This is a genomic window from Streptomyces sp. NBC_00012 (genome assembly GCF_045040875.1).
GTDB lineage: Bacteria > Actinomycetota > Actinomycetes > Streptomycetales > Streptomycetaceae > Streptomyces.
This window is the reverse complement of the sequence record NZ_CP108309.1, coordinates 2,770,783-2,788,240: the sequence shown is the minus strand read 5'-3', so window position 1 is coordinate 2,788,240 and position 17,458 is coordinate 2,770,783. Positions and strand designations below refer to the sequence as shown.

The window sequence follows — 17,458 nt, the reverse complement described above, 5'->3', positions numbered from 1 at the left end:
AATGGCGGCCGCTCACGTCAGGCTCTCCCGCCACGCCCGGTGCAGCCCCGCGAAGCGGCCGGTGCCCGTGATGAGTTCGGCCGGGGCGCCGTCCTCCACGATGCGGCCGTCCTCCATCACCAGGACCCGGTCCGCGATCTCCACCGTGGAGAGGCGGTGGGCGATCACCACCGCGGTGCGGCCGTGCAGCACCGTGTCCATGGCCCGTTGCACCGCCCGCTCGCCGGGGATGTCGAGGGAGCTGGTCGCCTCGTCGAGGATCAGCACCGCCGGGTCGGCGAGCAGGGCGCGGGCGAAGCCGACCAGCTGGCGCTGACCGGCCGAGATCCGGCCGCCCCGCTTGCGTACGTCCGTGTCGTACCCGTCGGGCAGTCCGCTGATGAAGTCGTGCGCGCCGATCGCCTTCGCGGCCTGCTCGATCTCCGCGCGGGTCGCGTCCGGGCTGCCGATCGCGATGTTCTCGGCGACCGTCCCGGAGAACAGGAACGCCTCCTGGGTCACCATCACCACTCCGCGCCGCAGCTCCGGCACGGCCAGGTCGCGCAGATCCGTGCCGTCGAGCAGCACCCGGCCGTCCGTCGGGTCGTAGAACCGGGCCAGCAGCTTGGCCAGCGTCGACTTGCCCGCGCCCGTCGACCCGACCACGGCCACGGTCTGCCCGGCCGGGATCGTCAGATCGAAGCGGGGCAGCACCTCGCCGCCCGTGCGGTAGGCGAAGCGCACCCGGTCGAAGACGACCTCGCGGCCCGGGTGCTCGCCGGTGAGGGCCGGCAGCTCCCGCGGGTTCGACGGCTCGGGGACGGACGGGGTCTGGGCCAGCAGACCCGCGATCTTCTCCAGTGAAGCGGCGGCCGACTGGTAGGAGTTGAGGAACATGCCCAGCCGGTCGATCGGGTCGTACAGACGGCGCAGGTAGAGCACGGCCGCGGCCAGCACCCCGAGCGCCAGGGTGCCCGAGGCCACCCGGTACGCACCCCACAGCACGATTCCGGCGATCGCCGTGTTGGCGACCAGCCGGGAGCCGACGACGTAGCGGCCCATCTCCAGCATCGCGCTGCCGTTGGTCCACCGGTGCGCGTTGTTGAGGCCCTCGAAGCGCGCGTCGTTGACGGGTTCTCGGCGAAATGCCTGCACGGGGCGGATGCCGTTCATCGTCTCCGCGAACTTCACGATGACCGAGGCGATCGCCGAGGACCGCTCGGCGTACAGCACTCCGGCCCGCCGCCGGAAGCGCCGCACCAGCAGATACAGCGGGATGAAGGAGAGCACGGCCAGCGAGCCCAGGCCGAAGTCCAGCCAGAGCAGCATCAGCGAGATGGAGACGAAGGACAGCACGACGCCGATCAGTTCCTGCAGCCCCTCGCTGAGCAGCTCCCGCAGCGACTCCACGTCCGTGGTGGAACGCGAGATCAGCCGGCCCGAGGTGTAGCGCCCGTGGAAGTCCACGCTCAGCGCCTGTGCATGACGGAAGATCCGCCCCCGCAGATCGAGCAGTGCGTTCTGGTTGACCAGCGAGGAGACCCGTACGAACGCGTACTGCGTGCCCCCGCCCGCCGCCGAGCACAGCGCGTAGGCGACGGCCACCGCGATCAGCGGTCCGTAGTCCGCGTCCCGGAACGCGGGCACCCCGCTGTCGATGGCGTAGGCGACAAGCAGCGGACCGGCCTGGAGCGCGGCCTGCTGGACCAGCAGCAGCAGCGCGATCAGCGCCACCCGGGCCTTCATCGGCCGCAACAGCGACCGCAGTAGCTCCCCGGTCGCGCCGGGCGGGGTGGGCAGGTCGTCCTGGTCGAAGCGGTCCCGGGCGGCCTCGGCGCCCGGGGCGTCCGCCGGCTCCGCCGCGCCCTGCGGGTCCGCGGCGCCTTCGGAGGAGCCTGTGTCCGTCGTCGTACTGGTCATCGGGTGCCCTTCTCGGCGAGGTCCTCGGCGGACCGGTCGGGGAAGGCGCCCCCGGCGTCCTTCTCGGGTGCGTCCGGTGCGCCTTCGGCGCCCGACATCAGCCAGGCGTACTCGGCGTTGCCGCGCAGCAGTTCCTGGTGCGTGCCGACGGCGGCGATCCGGCCCTCGGAGAGCAGTGCCACCCGGTCCGCGAGCATCACCGTGGACGGCCGGTGCGCGACCACGATCGCCGTGGTCCGGGCGAGGACCTGCCGCAGCGCCGCCTCCACCAGCGCCTCCGTGTGCACGTCCAGCGCGGAGAGCGGATCGTCCAGGACCAGGAAGCGCGGCCGGCCGACCACGGCGCGGGCCAGCGCGAGCCGTTGCCGCTGGCCGCCGGAGAGGCTGAGGCCCTGCTCGCCGACCTGGGTGCCGACACCCTCGGGCAGATCGTGCGCGAAGTCGGCCTGGGCGATGGCCAGCGCCCTGCGCAATTCGTCGTCCCCGGCGCCGTCGGCGCCCATCAGCACGTTCTCCCCGACGCTCGCCGAGAAGAGCGTCGGCTCCTCGAACGCCACCGACACCAGCTCGCGCAGTTGCTCCCGGGGCATGGTGGCGATGTCCGTACCGTCCAGCGTGATCCGTCCCGCGGTGGCCTCGTGCAGCCGCGGCACCAGGGCGGTGAGCGTCGTCTTGCCGGAGCCCGTGGCCCCCACCAGGGCCATCGTCTCGCCGGGCCGGATCCGCAGATCGATCCGGGACAGCACGGGCACGGAGCCGGGTTCCGCGTCGGGGTAGCGGAACTCCACGCCCTCGAAGACCATTTCGCCCCGGGCCGGGTCGCTCTCCCGGGCCGAGTCGCCCTCCCCGACCCTTCCGTCCACGCCGGAGGCGTCCGTCTCCTCGGCCACGTCCATCACCTCGAAGAACCGCTCGGTCGCCGTCGCCGACTCCTGGCTCATCGCCAGCAGGAAGCCGATCGACTCCACCGGCCAGCGCAGCGCGAGCGCCGTGGAGAGAAAGGCGACCAGGGTGCCCGCCGAGAGGTCGCCGTTCGCGACCTGGACCGTGCCGAGCACCAGCGCCGCACCGATGGCCAGCTCCGGGAGCAGGGTGTTGGCGGACCAGATGCCCGCCAGCAGGCGGGCCTTGCCCAGCTCCGTGGTGCGCAGCCGCTCCGAGAGGGAACGGAAGGCGAGGGCCTGGCTGCGGTGCCGGCCGAAGCCCTTGATGATGCGGATGCCGAGCACGCTCTCCTCGACGACCGTCGTCAGATCGCCGACCTGGTCCTGGGCCCGGCGTGCCACCGTCGAGAACTTCGTCTCGAAGAGCAGGCAGATGACTATCAGCGGCACCGCCGGAGCGAGCAGCACCAGCCCCAGCGTCCACTGCTGCATCAGCAAAATGGCGACGCCGATCAGGATCGTCGCACCGTTGACCAGCAGGAAGGTCAGCGGGAAAGCCAGGAACTGACGCAGCAGCATCAGGTCCGTGGTCGCGCGCGAGAGCAGCTGCCCCGATGCCCAGCGGTCGTGGAACGCCACCGGCAGCCGTTGCAGATGCCGGTACAGATCGGCCCGCATCGCCGCCTCGACCCCGGCCAGCGGGCGCGCCACCATCCACCGCCGCACCCCGAACAACGCGGCCTCGGCGATGCCCAGCAGCAGGAGATACAGCGCGCCGAGCCAGACCCCGCCGGGGTCGCGGTCCGCCACCGGGCCGTCGACGATCCACTTCAGGACGAGGGGGATCACCAGCCCGACGCTGGACGCGAGGATCGCGACCAGGGCGGCGCCGAACAGCCGCTTGCGCACCGGCTTCACATAAGGCCACAACCGCAACAGGGACTGAACGGTGGACCGGTCCTTGGGCTCTACATGTTCTTCGGGCATCACAGACGAGACTACGGTTCACCCCTGACATCGCTCATGTGGTTTTCGGCGCCGACGGGCGGCAGCAGGGACGGGGAAGCGCAGGTCGTAGCCCGTATCAACCGATCGGCTGATGCCGCTTCGAGCGCGATGGACGATGGTGCGCCGGCCCCCGCGAACCGATGCTCGTGGGCATGGCAATCATCGAAGTGAACGGGGTGCGGAAGGCGTACGCCGGGCGCACCGTGGTCGACGGGGTGAGCTTCGCTGTCGACGAGGGGGAGATCTTCGGGATCCTCGGCCCCAACGGCGCGCCCTGTTGCGGATCGCCGGGGAGGCCCTCGCCAACGTCGGCCGTCACGCCGGGGCCTCCCGGGCCGGTGTCACGCTGTCGTTCATGGGGGACGAACTCACCCTGGACGTGCGGGACGACGGCTGCGGCTTCGACCCGGCCGCCCTGGCGCCGGCCGGCGGTGCGGGCGGCTTCGGGCTCGGCGGCATGCGGGCCCGCGCCGAGCGCATCGCGGGCACCGTCGAGGTGGAGACCGAGCCGGGCCGGGGCACGGCGGTCAGCGCCCGGGTGCCGCTGGTCCGGCACAGCCGATGACCAGTACGGTTGTCCTGCCATGGCTCAGGAATCCGCACACGTCATCACCCTCGTCGTCGTCGACGACCACCCCGTCGTACGGGACGGTCTGCGCGGCATGTTCGACTCGGCCCCGGACTTCGAGGTCCTCGGGGAGGCGGCGAACGGGGTGGAGGGAGTCGAGCTGGCGGTCCGGCTGGACCCCGATGTCGTCCTGATGGACCTGCGGATGCCGGGCGGCGGCGGGGTCGCCGCCATCGCCGAGCTGGCCCGGCGCGGCGCCCGGTCCAAGGTCCTGGTCCTCACCACGTACGACACCGACTCCGACACCCTGCCCGCGATCGAGGCCGGCGCGACCGGCTACCTGCTCAAGGACGCGCCCCGCGACGAGCTGTTCACCGCCGTCCGCGCCGCCGCCGACGGCCGCACCGTGCTCTCGCCCGCCGTCGCCTCCCGGCTCATCTCACGGGTGCGCACCCCAGCGGCGGGCGGCGAGTCGCTGTCGGGCCGCGAGCGCGAGGTGCTGAAACTCGTCGCGAAGGGCACGTCGAACCGGGAGATCGCCGCCGAACTGTTCATCAGCGAGGCCACCGTGAAGACCCATCTCACCCATGTCTTCGCCAAGCTGGGCGCCAAGGACCGGGCCGCCGCCGTGGCGATCGGCTACGACCGGGGCATCCTGGGCTGACCCCGGCGCCCGCCCACCCCGCTCATTCCACGACGCGCAGCAGCCGCACCGACCTGGCCGGCACGGTCAGCGTCCCGTCGCCAGGGTGGACGGTGCCGGGGGCCGTGGCCTGGTCCTCCCGCGAGGTGTCCAGGACCAGCTCGTAGCTCCGCGCCCACGGCGGCCCGGGGAGACGGAAGCCGGACGGGCGGTGACCGGCGTGCAGGACCGCCAGGAAGCTGTCGTCCGTGATCTGTTCGCCTCGAGCGTCCCGGCCGGGGATGTCGCGCCCGGAGAGGTAGAGCCCGACCGTGGCGGCCGGTGCGTACCAGTCCGCCTCCGTCATCTCGCTGCCCCCCGCGGTGAACCACGCCAGGTCCCGCAGCCCGTCCGCCGCCTGCGGCAGCCCGGAGAAGAAGGCCCGGCGGCGCAGCACCGGATGGGTGCGCCGCAGCCGCAGCACCCGCGCGGTCAGCTCGGTCAGCGCCCGCCAGCCGGGCTGTTCGAGCAGCGACCAGTCCAGCCAGCCGATCTCGTTGTCCTGGCAGTACGCGTTGTTGTTGCCGCCCTGCGTACGGCCCATCTCGTCGCCCGCGACCAGCATCGGCACGCCCGTCGACAGCAGCAGCGTGGTCAGCAGATTGCGCAACTGGCGGCGGCGCAGCGCGTTGATCCCCGGGTCCTGGCTCTCGCCCTCGGCGCCGCAGTTCCAGGCCCGGTTGTCGTTCGTGCCGTCCCGGTTGCCCTCGCCGTTGGCCTCGTTGTGCTTCTGCTCGTAGCTCACCAGGTCGCGCAGGGTGAAGCCGTCGTGCGCGGTGACGAAGTTGACCGAGGCGTACGGGCGCCGGCCGCCCCACGCGTAGAGGTCGCTGGATCCGGTCAGCCGGTAGCCGAGGTCGCGTACGTCGGGCAGGGCGCCGCGCCAGAAGTCCCGCACGGCGTCGCGGTAGCGGTCGTTCCACTCGGTCCACAGCGGCGGGAAGGCGCCCACCTGGTAGCCGCCGCTGCCGACGTCCCACGGCTCGGCGATCAGCTTCACCCGGCGCAGCACCGGGTCCTGGGCGATCACCGCGAGGAACGGCGAGAGCATGTCGACGTCGTGCATGGAGCGGGCCAGCGCGGCCGCCAGGTCGAAGCGGAAGCCGTCGACGCCCATCTCCGTCACCCAGTAGCGCAGCGAGTCCGTGATCAGCCGCAGCACCTGCGGCTGGACCACGTGCAGGGTGTTGCCGCAGCCGGTGTAGTCCGCGTACCTGCGGGCGTCGGGCTGGAGGCGGTAGTAGCCCCGGTTGTCGATGCCGCGCAGCGACAGCATCGGACCGAGCTCGCCCGCCTCCGCCGTGTGGTTGTAGACCACGTCGAGGATCACCTCGATCCCGGCGTCGTGCAGCGCCCGCACCATCCGCTTGAACTCGCCGACCTGCTGGCCCGCGGTGCCGCTCGACGAGTAGCCGGCGTGCGGGGCGAAGTAGCCGATCGAGTTGTAGCCCCAGTAGTTGCGCAGCCCGCGCCTCAGCAGATGGTCCTCGTGGGCGAACTGATGCACCGGCAGCAGCTCCACCGCCGTCACCCCGAGCCGTCGCAGATGCCCGACGGCCGCCGGGTGCGCGAGGCCGGCGTACGTGCCCCGCAGCTCCTCGGGGATCGCCGGGTGCAGCTTGGTGAAGCCGCGTACGTGCAGTTCGTAGATGACGGAGTCCGCCCACGGGGTCTTCGGCCGGTGGTCCTCGGCCCAGTCGTCGTCGTCATGGACCACGACGCCCTTGGGGACGTGCCGGGCGGAGTCCCGTTCGTCGCGGACGGTGTCGGCGACATGCTGCTGCGGCCAGTCCCTCACATGGCCGTACACCTCGGCCGGAAGGGTGAACGAGCCGTCCACCGCCCGTGCGTACGGATCGAGGAGCAGCTTCGCCGGGTTCCAGCGGGCCCCGGTCCAGGGGTCCCAGCGGCCGTGCACCCGGTAGCCGTAGCGCTGCCCCGGTCCTACGCCCGGGACGAAGCCGTGCCGGATCTCATGGGTCAGCTCGGTCAGCGTGAGCCGCCGCTCGGTCCCGTCCTCGTCGAAGAGGCAGAGCTCGACGGCCTCCGAACCGCCCGCCCAGAGTGCGAAGTTGGTGCCCGCGACCCCGTCGGGGCCCACCCGGAACCGGGCCCCGAGCGGTGTCGGGGCGCCGGGCCACACGGCGGGCGGCCGCCCCTGCCCGGCTGCCGTACCCGGCTCCCGCACCGCTTCCTGCTCGGCTGCGCTCGACACCTGCTCGCCTCCCGCGGATCATGGGGACCGGCGCCGAGGAGGAGCGCGCGGCGTCCCGGCCGCGACTCCCCGAGTGTGGTCCTCCCCCCTGTTTCTGCCCACCCGGGCGCCCGCACTCACGTTTCCCCCGACCGGCCCCCGTCGTTGGGCGGGCGTGAACCACGTAGCGAAGAGGGCGGTGGCGAACCCGGCCGCCGTGTCGACATGGGCGGGACTGCTCGTCGTGCTGGCCGTACTGACCGGCTGCTCCGGCGTCGGATCGATCTTCAGCGGGAAGGCGGGTCCGCCGCAGGAGGCGATCCAGATCACCCCGCGGGACGGGGCGAAGAACATCGGTGCGGACAGCCGGCTCGCGGTGAAGGTTCCCGACGGCCGGCTGGAGAGCGTCGAGGTGACCCGGATCGAGGACGCGCAGCGCCAGAAGGTGCCGGGCCGGATCGCGGACGACGGTCTGTCCTGGGCGCCCCGGGGAGCGGAGGGCCGGCTCAGGCTCGCCGCCAAGTACAGCGTGGACGCGGTGGCCGTGGACGGCGCGGGGAACCGCCAGGCCCGCCACACCACCTTCACCACGGCCGTGCCCGAGCACCGCTTCATCGGCTACTTCAAGCCGGAGAACCGGTCCACGGTCGGCACCGGGATGATCGTCTCCTTCGACTTCAACCGGCCGATCAGCAACCGCGCGGCCGTCCAGCGGGCCATCAGGGTGACGGCCGTACCGCCGGTCGAGGTGGTGGGGCACTGGTTCGGCGACGACCGGCTCGACTTCCGCCCCGCCGCGTACTGGAAGCCCGGCACCGAGGTGACCGTGGATATGGCGCTGCGCGACGTGGAAGGCGCGCAGCACGTCTACGGCACCCAGGACAAGAAGATCGCCTTCGAGGTGGGGCGCTCCCAGACGTCCCTGGTCGACGCGGCCGCGCACACCATGGAGGTGCGCCGCGACGGCGAGCTGGTCTCGACCTTCCCGATCACGGCGGGCGCCGCGGGGAAGACGACCACGTACAACGGGAAGATGGTGGTCAGCGAGATGCACGAAGTGACCCGGATGAACGGCCGCACGGTCGGCTTCGGGGGCGAGTACGACATCAAGGACGTCCCGCACGCCATCCGGCTCACCGATTCCGGCACCTTCCTGCACGGCAACTACTGGTCGGACGAGAGCGTCTTCGGCTCGGACAACGTCAGCCACGGCTGTGTCGGGCTGGAGGACGTACGGGGCGGCAGCAGCGACACCCCGGCCGGCCGGTTCTTCGACCGGACGCTCATCGGCGACGTGGTCGAGGTGGTCAACTCCGAGGACAAACAGGTCGCGCCGGACAACGGACTCAGCGGCTGGAACCTGGACTGGACCCGGTGGAGGGCCGGCTCCGCCCTCCGCTGAACCCCGCCGGCCGCCCCGGCCGGCCGCCTCCGTGCCACCCGGTGAAGCCCCGGGACAACTTGGGACTGAACGGTGACATCCGGGGGGTCATTTCCCCATGGCCGGTGTGATTATCTTTCGCTGAGCGTGCATGTGCAGCGCGCGGGGGAGGGAGCCTTCGGGCTCCCGGGGGCCTTGGCGGGGCCAGGCCGTGTGAGGGGAGACGACCACATTGAACGGGCAGCCGATATCGGGGACATCGGCCGGGGCGAACGGCGTACGGGGCGGGCGAGGATCCACCGGACCGCTGGCTCTGGTTCTGGGCGCGCTGTTGTTGCTGGTGACGGCGTGCGGCGGGGGAGACGACGCCGGTGGCGGCAAGGGCGGCGGCGCGGGGAAGGCCGAGGACACCTCGGCCTCGCAGGCCGTGGTGACGGTCGCGCCGAAGGACGGCGCGGACTCCGTAGCGACGAGCGGGGTGCTGAAGGTCTCGGCCGACCAGGGGAAGCTGACCACGGTCAAGGTCTCCGACCCCAAGGGCACCGAGGTCGAGGGGAAGATCGCGGCCGACGGCGCGAGCTGGGCCCCGGACCAGCACCTGGCCGCCGCGACCAAGTACAAGGTCCACGCGGTCGCCAAGGACTCGAAGGGCCGTGAGTCGGCGAAGGACACCAGCTTCACCACGCTGGTCCCGCAGAACACCTTTGTCGGGCAGTACACCCCGGAGGACGGCTCCACGGTCGGCGTCGGGATGCCCGTCTCGATCCACTTCACCCGCGGCATCACCGACCCGGAGGCGGTCGAGAACGCGATCAAGGTGACGGCCGAGCCGTCCGTCCCGGTCGAGGGCCACTGGTTCGGCAACGACCGGCTCGACTTCCGCCCCGAGGACTACTGGGCCGCGGGCACCAAGGTGACCGTGAAGCTCAACCTCGACGGTGTCGAGGGACGCCCCGGTGTCTACGGCAAGCAGGCCAAGACGATCTCCTTCACCATCGGCCGCAAGCAGGTCAGCACGGTCGACGCCGCCTCGCACCGGATGAAGGTCGTCCGCGACGACCAGCAGATCAAGGACATCCCGATCTCGGCGGGCGCCCCGGCGACCACCACGTACAACGGTCAGATGGTCATCAGCGAGAAGCTCAAGGTGACCCGGATGAACGGTGACACCGTCGGATTCGGCGGCGAGTACGACATCAAGGACGTGCCGCACGCGATGCGTCTGTCCACCTCGGGCACCTTCATCCACGGCAACTACTGGGGCGCCTCCGGCATCTTCGGCTCGACCAACACCAGCCACGGCTGTGTCGGTCTGCAGGACGTGCGCGGCGCCTGGAGCAAGAAGACCTCGGCGGCCTGGTTCTTCGACAACTCGCTCATCGGTGACGTCGTGGTCGTGAAGAACTCGCACGACAAGACGATCCAGCCGGACAACGGCCTCAACGGCTGGAACATGTCCTGGTCGGAGTGGACCAAGTAGCTCTCCGAGCGAGCAATGCGGAGCGGGCCCGGTGCTGTGACCAACAGCACCGGGCCCGCCCTCGTTAGCGCCGGTTAACGTACCTCCCATGACCGCAAATCTCGAAGTACGCGACGGCGTCGGCACGATCCTTCTGGACCGCCCGCCCATGAACGCCCTGGACGTCGCCACCCAGGACCGGATCCGGGAGCTCGCCGAGGAGGCCACCCGGCGCGACGACGTGCGCGCCGTGGTCCTCTACGGCGGCGAGAAGGTGTTCGCGGCGGGCGCGGACATCAAGGAGATGCAGGCGATGGACCATGCGGCGATGGTCGTACGGTCCAAGGCGCTGCAGGACTCGTTCACCGCGGTGGCCCGGATCCCCAAGCCCGTCGTCGCCGCCGTCACCGGCTACGCGCTGGGCGGCGGCTGCGAGCTGGCGCTCTGCGCCGACTTCCGTATCGCCGGCGACAACGCCAAGCTCGGCCAGCCCGAGATCCTGCTCGGGCTGATCCCGGGCGCCGGCGGCACCCAGCGCCTGGCCCGGCTGATCGGCCCCTCCCGGGCCAAGGACCTGATCTTCACCGGCCGCCACGTGCGGGCCGAAGAGGCCCTGGCGATCGGCCTGGTGGACCGGGTGGTGCTCGCCGCCGAGGTGTACGAGCAGGCGCACGCCTGGGCCGCCGGACTGGCCAAGGGACCGGCTCTGGCGCTGCGTGCCGCCAAGGAATCCATCGATGCCGGCCTGGAGACGGACATCGACACCGGGCTCACGATCGAGCGGAACTGGTTCGCCGGACTGTTCGCCACCGAGGACCGGGAGCGCGGAATGCGCAGCTTCGTCGAAGAGGGGCCGGGCAAGGCCAAGTTCCTCTGACCGAAAGTCAGTTGGGCACAGACTGACGCGCATTCATCCGTGCGGGCGGATTGGCCGGACCTTGAGGCAACCTTGAGGCCCGGCATCCCGACGGTTCCTCGCGTCGCGCTCGGAGGGCGCATCCATGCAGGTCAGATGGGTTGCCCTGGCCCGCATTCTGCCTCCGGCATATGCCTTTCCGCCGTCACGGAACGGTGAGTTCCGGGGTACGGATTCCTCCGGAACGGCCCCGGCGCGCCGGTCTTGAGGCCATGATGGTGCTCATGGCGGGCCTGGAGGGTGTGGAACAGCCGCGGCCGCGCAGCGGTGCGACGGCGGCGCGGTGGATGCCGGCCGTGGAGGACGAACAGGCGTTCAAGGCGCTGGAGTTGTTCGGGAATCCGACAGAGGGCGAGGTCCGGCTGCCCTCCCGTCCGGAGTCCGCGGCCACCGCCCGGCGGCTCACCTCGTGCGTGGTGCAGCGTCAGTGGGCGCTCTCCGCGCAGACCGCCGAGTACGCCGTGCTGCTCGTCTCGGAGCTCGTCGGCAACGCGGTGCGGCACACCGGCGCGCGGGTCTTCGGGCTGCGGATGATGCGCCGCCGCGGCTGGATCAGGATCGAGGTGCGCGACCCCTCGCGCGGGCTGCCCTGTCTGATGCCCGTTCAGCCGATGGACGTCAGCGGGCGGGGCCTCTTCCTCGTCGACAAGCTCTCCGACCGCTGGGGCGTGGATCTGCTGCCGCGCGGCAAGACCACCTGGTTCGAGATGCGGATCACCGACCGCTGACCGGGCTCCGGCCGGGTCCGTACCCGTATCCGGAAGCACAGCAGCCCCCGTCCGCCGTGGTGGGGCGCTTCGGGGGCTGCTGTGTGGGGGCCGTGAAATGGGGGGTGTGTTCACGGCCGCTGGTGACGACCTGGCTCGGGTCATGCGGTCGTGTGACCGACTATGGCAGACGGGCGACCTCTTCGCCAAAGGTGCAATCGTTATATCCAGTGTCATAATGGGGCGTTTTCCGGGTGAATTGCAGGTGTGATGGGTCACTTGCCTGCAAAAGTGTGAATATTTATGGGATTGGGTGAGTGATTCATTCGCTTAGCCCGTATGCCAAAATTGTTATTTTCTTCTCATTTCGCCCCTACTGTGTCTGCATATGAACGCCTCCGACACTCCGGTGCACCGCCGCAGCGCCCTGCGCGCGGGAGCAGGGGCCGCCCTCGCCGGTGTCCTCACCGCCGGATGCGCGGACCGCGACGCCGCCGGCCCGCCGGCCGCGGCCGTCACGGACACGGTGAGCCCGAAGAACTCCGCCGACGTGACCGCCCGGTCCCCGTCCCCGAACCCCGCTCCCGGACCGCACCGCTTCCCCGGACAGCCGGTCCAGATCGACCACGGCCCCCGCGACCGCGCCCGGGTCGCCCTCACCTTCCACGGCCAGGGTGACCCGGCCATCGCCCGCACCGTGCTCGCCGAGGCCGAACGGGCCCACGCCCGGGTCACCGTCCTCGCCGTCGGCAGCTGGCTCGACGAACACCCCGGCATGGCCCGGCGCGTCCTCGACGGCGGCCACGAACTCGGCAACCACACCCAGCACCACGCCGACATCTCCTCGATGGGCGAGGCCGAGGCGTACGCGGAGATCGACGGCTGCGCCCAGCGGCTGCGCAGGCTCACCGGCTCCATCGGCACCTGGTTCCGCCCCTCGCGCGCCCGGCAGGCCACCCCGCTCGTCCAGCGGCTGGCCGCCAGGGCGGGCTACCCGCACGTCCTCTCGTACGACGTGGACTCCCTCGACTTCACCTCTCCCGGCGCCGCGGCCGTCACCCGCAAGGTGGCCGGGGAGATCCGCAACGGATCGGTGGTGAGCCTGCACTTCGGCTACGCGGACACGGTCGCCGCGCTGCCCCTCCTCCTCACCGAAATCGACCGCCGCCGACTGCGCGCGGTGACGACCACGGAGCTGCTGACCTGATGTCTCCCTCCACCAAGCACACCGCGGCCCTGCTCGGGGGCGTCCTGCTGGCCGTACTCACCGGCTGCGGCACCTCCGCCGAGAAGACGAACGTCCAGGCCGTCGGCAGCGAGGCCGCCCGGCCCGCCGAGCCCGACCGCGTCGCGCCGCCCGCACCACCGGGGCTCCCCGGGATGCCCCCGGTGCTCGACGCCAAGGACGTCTACTCGGCCGACCGGGGAAAGCTGTCCCCGGTCGTCAAGGACTTCCCGTCCCGGGTGTACGTCCCCAACACCAACTCCGACACCGTGTCCGTGATCGACCCCGCCACGTACAAGGTCATCAAAACCATCAAGGTCGGCCGCCAGCCGCAGCACGTCGTCCCCTCGTGGGACCTCAAGACCCTCTGGGTCAACAACGACATCGGCGACAGCCTCACGGCCATCGACCCGGCCACAGGGAAGACCGGCCCCACGGTGCCGGTCTCCGACCCGTACAACCTCTACTTCACCCCGGACGGCAAGTACGCCGTGGTGATGGCCTCGATGGACCGTCAGCTGGTCTTCCGCGACGCCCACACCATGAAGACGGCCAAGACCGTCCCGGTCGACTGCGCGGGCGTCAACCACGCCGACTTCACCCCCGACGGCCGGTACTTCATCGTCTCCTGCGAGTTCTCCGGCGAGCTCCTCAAGGTAGACACCGCGAGGATGAAGGTCGTCGGACAGCAGAAGCTGCCGCTCAGGGGCGCGATGCCGCAGGACGTGAAACTGTCGCCGGACGGCGGGACGTTCTACATCGCGGACATGGTCGCCGACGGGATCTGGGTGCTGGACGGGAAGAAGTTCACCACCCCGAAGCTGCTGCACACCGGCAAGGGCACCCACGGCCTCTACGTCAGCCGCGACTCCAAGCAGATGTACATCTCCAACCGCGGCGAGGGCACCATCTCCGTCTTCGACTTCGCCAAGCGCAAGCTGGCGACGAAGTGGCGGCTGCCCGGCGGCGGCAGCCCCGACATGGGCGGGGTCTCGGCGGACGGCAAGGTCCTCTGGCTGAGCGGGCGTTACGACGCCGAGGTGTACGCGATCGACACCGCCACCGGCAAACAGCTCGCCCGTATCCCGGTGGGCAGCGGCCCGCACGGACTCGCCGTCTACCCGCAGCCGGGCCGCTACTCGCTCGGCCACACCGGCGTCTTCCGCTGACGGCCTGGCGTCAACCCTCCGCCCGACACGCTCGCCTTCGGGTGATGCTCCGTGGCCCGGCGCCGCACCGCCGGGACAGTGATCATCATGATGATCACTTCTCGTCTGCGGCGCCGGACCGCACTCGCCGTTCTCGCCCTCTCCGCCGTGCTCGTCCCGGCCGCCGCCACTCAGGCCGCCCCCGCCGCCCCGGCCGCCGCCGCCCCCGCAGCCGCGTTCAAGCCCGGCGGCTGCCCGGCCGTCGCCGACCACCTCTTCGCCGCCGCCGACCCGGTGGACCTCGACCGGATCACCCCGCAGCCCGTGTGGCGGGACAACTGCCGTCAGCTCTACCGGGCGGACGGCCGGGGCCCGGCGACCATCTTCGACGAGGGCTTCCACGCCAGGGACATCGTCTACGGCCAGTACGACGTGGAGAAGTACGTCCTGGTCAACCAGCCGTCGGCGTTCGTCTCCACCACGTACGACCACGACCTGTACAAGCGATGGAAGAGCGAGTTCAACTACTACATCGACGCCCCCGGCGGCATCGACGTGAACAGGACGATCGGCGACACCCACAAGTACGCCGACCAGGTGGAGGTCGCCTTCCCCGGCGGCGTCGACCGGAAGTTCGTCGTCGGGGCGTGCCCGATCGACCGGGCGACCAAGACCGAGGTCATGAACGAGTGCGTCGACAACCCGAACTACCAGCCGTGGCGCAGCTGACCCGGCGAGCGCTCACCCCATGACGAACAGGGCCTCCGCGCCCACCGGCCGGTAGCCCGCCGCCTGGAACGTCCGCACACTGCGGGCGTTCCCCGGCGACTGCTGGGCCCACACCACCGCGTCCGGCACCAGCTTCCGGGCCGCCCGCGCCAGCCGCTCGCCCAGCCGCCGGCCGCGCGCCTCCTCGGCCACCTCGACCGCGGTCTCCCAGCGGCCCGCGACGCCCCGGCCGAGGATCACCACACCGCCCTCGGCGGACCAGACCCGTACCTCGTCGCGGTACTCCATCGCCCGCGCCACCCGGGGGTGCTCCGGGTCCTCGATCTCCCGCAGTCCGATCTCCGGTACGCCGGGCAGGGCCCCGGCGACCGTCAGCAGATCGATGGTGTTCATGTGGCGGCCGCTCCGGGCCGTCAGCGCGTTGAGGAAGTGCGGGTTCATCGTCGCCGAGAGCTCGTCGCCGGGAGTGCCGGCAAGCACGGACCGCACCCAGTCGGGGTCCTCGTCGGTGAAGACCACCGAGTGCGCGGTGAACGCCAGCACTCCCGCGTCCCGGGCGCCCGGCTGCGCCACCACGGTCGTCGAACCGTCCGGCGGGGGAAACCGCCCCTGCGCCGCGGCCGCCAGGATCCGCGCCGGCGAGTCGTCCATCGGCGTTCCGCCTCCCCGTCCGGTCCGGGGGGTCCGCCGGGCGGCGGCCCCCCAACCCATGATCGACTACCGGCCGCCGCGAACGCCATCGGTCGCGACCGTTAATCTGACCCCCGTCGGTCAGGCACCGGCCAGGCACTGATCAGGCATTGATCAGTAGTGATCAGGCATTACGAAGGGGCGGAACTGTGGCGGACATAGAGTCGGCGCGCAAGGCATTCGAGCGGTTCGATCTGAACGGCGACGGGCTGATCTCGGCCGCCGAGTACAAGAGCGTGATGGCGCAGCTCGGCGACCCCTACGTCACCGAGCCGGTGGCCCAGGCCGTCATCAACTCGCACGACGCCAACGGCGACGGGCTGCTCACGTTCGACGAGTTCTGGGCGGCCCAGAACAAGGACTGAGTCCGGAAGGACCCCCGGCCCTCGGGCCGGGGGCCGCCGTTCAGGCGCTCTCGCGGTACGGAGTCCAGCCGTGCAGCTCCTCGTCGCGCGGGGCCCGCACCACGGCGGGCCTGCCGGGGCCGAAGGCCATCACCGGGCGCGAGGTGTCCCAGGCCGGCCAGCCGGGGTCGCCGGACGCGGCGAACGCCACCCACGCCGCGTGCATCGCGTCGGCCAGCTCCTGCGGGGCGTCCGCACCGGCCAGCGCCACCGCGTCGGGCTTGTCCAGCGTGTCGAAGACGAAGCCGATCTCCAGCGCGTGACAGGCGCCCAGCCGCAGCACCGGGGACGGCCAGCCGAACTCGTAGACATGGGTGCTTCCCGGTCCGTCCGCGTGGGCGTCGGCCACCCGGTTCAGCGGGACCCGCAGCAGCAGATCGGTGGCGAGCGCGCCGAGCAGCTCACCCGGCGTGGCACCCGGCCGGTTCGCCCGGTACGTGCGCGTCGTGGCGCCCGGCACCTTGAACTTCAGCAGCGCCAGCCTGAGCTTGAACGCGGACAGCCGCTCCGTCAGACCGCTGGGTACGAACCAGAGCCGGTACTCCTCGCTGTTCGAGCCCAGCAGCAGATCGACACCGGACGCGGCGCCGTCCAGCAGCGCTTCGAGCGGATCGCGGGGCAGCAGCTCGCCGTCCACCACGATCTGGAAGGAGTTCCCGCCGGTCAGCGGCGAGCCGCCGGCTGTCACCTCGGTCTGCGCGGCCAGCAGCGCGGCCGGATCCACCGCGGCCAGCGCCCCGGCCGTCGCCTCGACCCCGAGCCGCCTGGCGATCAGCTCCGTGGTGCGGCGGGCGGACGCGCCCGGCGGCAGCGCGGTCGGCGCACCGCTCTGGAGCACCGCCCGCCGGAACAGGCCCCTGGCCCGAGGGGCGGCCAGCAGGGCGCCGATGCTGATCGCCCCCGCCGACTCGCCGCACACCGTGACCAGGTCCGGATCGCCGCCGAACGCCGCGATGTTCTCCCGCACCCAGGTCAGGGCCGCGATCTGGTCGAGCAGCCCCCGGTTGGCGGGCGCGTCCGGGAACACCCCGAACCCCTCCATGCCGAGCCGGTAGTTGACCGACACCAGGACCACACCGTCCCGGGCGAACGCGGTCCCGTCGTACAGCGGCACCGCCGACGAGCCGTGCAGCAGCGAACCGCCGTGGATCCAGACGACGACGGGCAGCCCGGTGGCGTCCGGGGACGGCGTCCACACATTGAGGTTGAGGCAGTTGTCGCCCGGTACGTCGGGGTCGGGCAGCAGCCGGTCCAGCGGCGGGTTGTACGGCCGCTTGGGTGCGGTCGGCCCGAACGCCACCGCGTCCCGCACCCCGTCCCAGGGCTCCGGCGGCCCGGGTGCCCGAAAGCGCAGGGCGCCGACCGGCGCGGCGGCGTACGGGATGCCGCGGAAGACGGCGACGCCCTGCTCCAGCGTGCCGCGCACCGCCCCGTGGACCGTGCTGACCCGGGGCGACGTCCCGGGTATCGGAGTGGGTACGGCAGCCATGTGGTTCAGCCCTTCTGCGCTGCGGTCGCGGACCGGTGACCGATGTGTACCCGGTCCGGGGCCGCGTCGACCCGG

General features: G+C 71.5%; 14 protein-coding genes and 1 pseudogene. 10 read left to right on the top strand and 5 right to left on the bottom strand.

All coding sequences use genetic code 11. From position 1 onward, the window contains the following. Positions 1-12: 12 nt before the first annotated feature. Both OHA19_RS12700 and OHA19_RS12695 read right to left on the bottom strand, forming a co-directional pair. Positions 13-1,899, bottom strand: a complete 1,887-nt coding sequence (locus OHA19_RS12700; protein ID WP_405750246.1) for an ABC transporter ATP-binding protein — start codon at positions 1,897-1,899, stop codon at positions 13-15. Beyond that, on the bottom strand, positions 1,896-3,770 hold the full coding sequence (locus OHA19_RS12695; RefSeq protein ID WP_405716692.1) for an ABC transporter ATP-binding protein: 1,875 nt from the start codon (positions 3,768-3,770) through the stop codon (positions 1,896-1,898). The genes OHA19_RS12700 and OHA19_RS12695 overlap by 4 nt, the downstream gene beginning before the upstream one ends. Positions 3,771-4,065: 295 nt before the next feature. Between OHA19_RS12695 and OHA19_RS12690 the strand changes: the two are divergent. Together OHA19_RS12690 and OHA19_RS12685 are read left to right on the top strand one after the other, a co-directional pair. Continuing rightward, positions 4,066-4,356: pseudogene (locus tag OHA19_RS12690) on the top strand (ATP-binding protein); the annotation flags it as partial. 19 nt (positions 4,357-4,375) lie between these two features. Next, positions 4,376-5,023 carry a response regulator gene (locus OHA19_RS12685; RefSeq protein WP_405750243.1) on the top strand — a complete coding sequence of 216 codons (648 nt, stop codon included), beginning with the start codon at positions 4,376-4,378 and terminating at the stop codon, positions 5,021-5,023. A gap of 22 nt (positions 5,024-5,045) precedes the next feature. Here OHA19_RS12685 and glgX read toward each other — a convergent pair whose 3' ends face one another. Further along, positions 5,046-7,256 carry a glycogen debranching protein GlgX gene (gene glgX / locus OHA19_RS12680; RefSeq protein ID WP_405750240.1) on the bottom strand — a complete coding sequence of 737 codons (2,211 nt, stop codon included), beginning with the start codon at positions 7,254-7,256 and terminating at the stop codon, positions 5,046-5,048. Between the two features lie 154 nt (positions 7,257-7,410). Between glgX and OHA19_RS12675 the strand changes: the two genes are divergently transcribed. From OHA19_RS12675 to OHA19_RS12645, 7 genes are all read left to right on the top strand, one after another. After that, positions 7,411-8,637, top strand: a complete 1,227-nt coding sequence (locus OHA19_RS12675) for an Ig-like domain-containing protein (RefSeq protein WP_405716695.1) — start codon at positions 7,411-7,413, stop codon at positions 8,635-8,637. A 211-nt stretch (positions 8,638-8,848) separates the two neighbouring features. Next, a complete protein-coding gene (locus OHA19_RS12670; RefSeq protein WP_405716696.1) occupies positions 8,849-10,096 on the top strand; it encodes an Ig-like domain-containing protein in 1,248 nt (415 codons plus the stop codon). 88 nt (positions 10,097-10,184) lie between these two features. After that, positions 10,185-10,952: an enoyl-CoA hydratase/isomerase family protein gene (locus OHA19_RS12665; protein WP_405716697.1), complete on the top strand. Its 768-nt coding sequence runs from the start codon at positions 10,185-10,187 to the stop codon at positions 10,950-10,952. Between the two features lie 251 nt (positions 10,953-11,203). Further along, positions 11,204-11,719 carry an ATP-binding protein gene (locus OHA19_RS12660; protein ID WP_405753250.1) on the top strand — a complete coding sequence of 172 codons (516 nt, stop codon included), beginning with the start codon at positions 11,204-11,206 and terminating at the stop codon, positions 11,717-11,719. A gap of 367 nt (positions 11,720-12,086) precedes the next feature. Further along, positions 12,087-12,905 carry a polysaccharide deacetylase family protein gene (locus tag OHA19_RS12655; protein WP_405716698.1) on the top strand — a complete coding sequence of 273 codons (819 nt, stop codon included), beginning with the start codon at positions 12,087-12,089 and terminating at the stop codon, positions 12,903-12,905. Beyond that, complete coding sequence (locus tag OHA19_RS12650) at positions 12,905-14,092, top strand: beta-propeller fold lactonase family protein (RefSeq protein WP_405716699.1); 1,188 nt, start codon at positions 12,905-12,907, stop codon at positions 14,090-14,092. Before OHA19_RS12655 ends, OHA19_RS12650 begins: the two co-directional genes overlap by 1 nt. A gap of 90 nt (positions 14,093-14,182) precedes the next feature. Next, positions 14,183-14,800: an ADP-ribosyltransferase gene (locus OHA19_RS12645; RefSeq protein WP_405753248.1), complete on the top strand. Its 618-nt coding sequence runs from the start codon at positions 14,183-14,185 to the stop codon at positions 14,798-14,800. 12 nt (positions 14,801-14,812) lie between these two features. On the opposite strand, the gene OHA19_RS12640 is transcribed toward OHA19_RS12645, so the two are convergent. After that, positions 14,813-15,451 carry a GNAT family N-acetyltransferase gene (locus OHA19_RS12640; RefSeq protein ID WP_405750238.1) on the bottom strand — a complete coding sequence of 213 codons (639 nt, stop codon included), beginning with the start codon at positions 15,449-15,451 and terminating at the stop codon, positions 14,813-14,815. A gap of 188 nt (positions 15,452-15,639) precedes the next feature. Here OHA19_RS12640 and OHA19_RS12635 point away from each other — a divergent pair, with 188 nt between their 5' ends. Continuing rightward, complete coding sequence (locus tag OHA19_RS12635) at positions 15,640-15,855, top strand: EF-hand domain-containing protein (protein ID WP_329815025.1); 216 nt, start codon at positions 15,640-15,642, stop codon at positions 15,853-15,855. 40 nt (positions 15,856-15,895) lie between these two features. Here the strand turns inward: OHA19_RS12635 and OHA19_RS12630 are convergent, their stop codons facing one another. Next, positions 15,896-17,383, bottom strand: a complete 1,488-nt coding sequence (locus tag OHA19_RS12630; protein WP_405750236.1) for a carboxylesterase/lipase family protein — start codon at positions 17,381-17,383, stop codon at positions 15,896-15,898. Between the last annotated feature and the right edge of the window lie 75 nt (positions 17,384-17,458).